Origin of the sequence: Mycobacterium simulans, assembly GCF_900232995.1 — a bacterium.
GTDB classification, from domain to species: domain Bacteria; phylum Actinomycetota; class Actinomycetes; order Mycobacteriales; family Mycobacteriaceae; genus Mycobacterium; species Mycobacterium simulans.
Genome location: NZ_OCVX01000058.1, coordinates 1 through 1,172 on the forward strand (window position 1 = coordinate 1; position 1,172 = coordinate 1,172).

Here is a 1,172-nt window from a genome sequence, read left to right on the forward strand (position 1 = left end):
GGCCAGCATTGAGGCGCTGGTGGGGCGGTTGCGCAAGATTTTGGTGGCGATGACCGCCGATCCTGATCGGCGGTTGTCGTCGGTCGATGTGCTCGATCCCGCCGAGCGCGCCGATTTGCAGGTGTGGGGTAACCAGGCCGCGTTGAGTGCCCCCGCGGCGGCTGCGGTGTCGGTTCCGGTGTTGTTTGCCGCTCAGGTGGGGCGTACGCCGGACGCGGTTGCGTTGGTGTTTGAGGGGCAGTCCTACAGCTACCGGGAGGTCGATGAGGCCTCGAATCGGTTGGCGCACTTGCTGGTCGGTTACGGGGTGGGTGCCGGCGATGTCGTGGGCCTGCTCGTGGAACGCTCCGCCCACGCGATCACGGCGATCTTGGCGGTGCTCAAAACCGGGGCGGCGTATCTGCCGATCGATCCCGGGCACCCGTCGGCGCGGATCGCATTCATGCTCACCGATGCCGCACCGGTCGCGGCGATCACCACCGCCGCGCTGGCGGGCCGGCTGGCCGGGCATGACTTGATCGTCATCGATGTCGAAGACCCCGTCCTCGAAACCTATTCCAGTGCAGGGCTGCCCGCCCCGGACCCCGACAACATCGCTTACATCATCTACACCTCGGGCACCACCGGTGTCCCCAAGGGCGTAGCCATCGCCCACCACAACATCACCCCTTTGCTGGAGTTGCTGGAGACGGGCATGGTTCCGGCGGGGCCGGGGCAGGTGTGGAGCCAGTGGTATTCCTACGGCTTCGATATTTCGGTTTGGGAGATCTGGGGTGCGCTGCTCGGCGGCGGGCGGCTGGTGGTGGTGCCCGAGTCGGTGGCGGGCTTACCGGATGAGTTCCATGCTTTGCTGGTTGCGGAGCAGGTCACTGTGGTTAACCAAACGCCGTCAGCGGTAGGGGCGTTGTCGTCGGAGGGTTTGGAGTCGGCGGCGTTGGTACTCGGTGGTGAGGCGTGCCCGGCCGAGTTGGTGGATCGGTGGGCGCCGGGGCGGGTGGTGATCAACGCCTATGGTCCGACCGAGGCGACGGTGTTTGCGGCCGTAAGTGCGCCGTTGATCCCGGGGTCGGGTGCACCGCCGATTGGTGCGCCGGTGTCGGGGGCGGCGTTGTTTGTGGTGGATGGGTGGTTGCGTCGGGTGCCGGTGGGTGTGGTGGGGGAGTTGTATGTGG

Annotated in this window: 1 protein-coding gene; it reads left to right on the forward strand. The window is 66.6% G+C overall.

Going from position 1 to position 1,172, the window contains the following annotated elements:
- A partial coding sequence (locus MSIMFI_RS27080; protein ID WP_191500001.1) for an AMP-binding protein occupies nucleotides 1-1,172 on the forward strand: 1,172 nt, incomplete at both ends.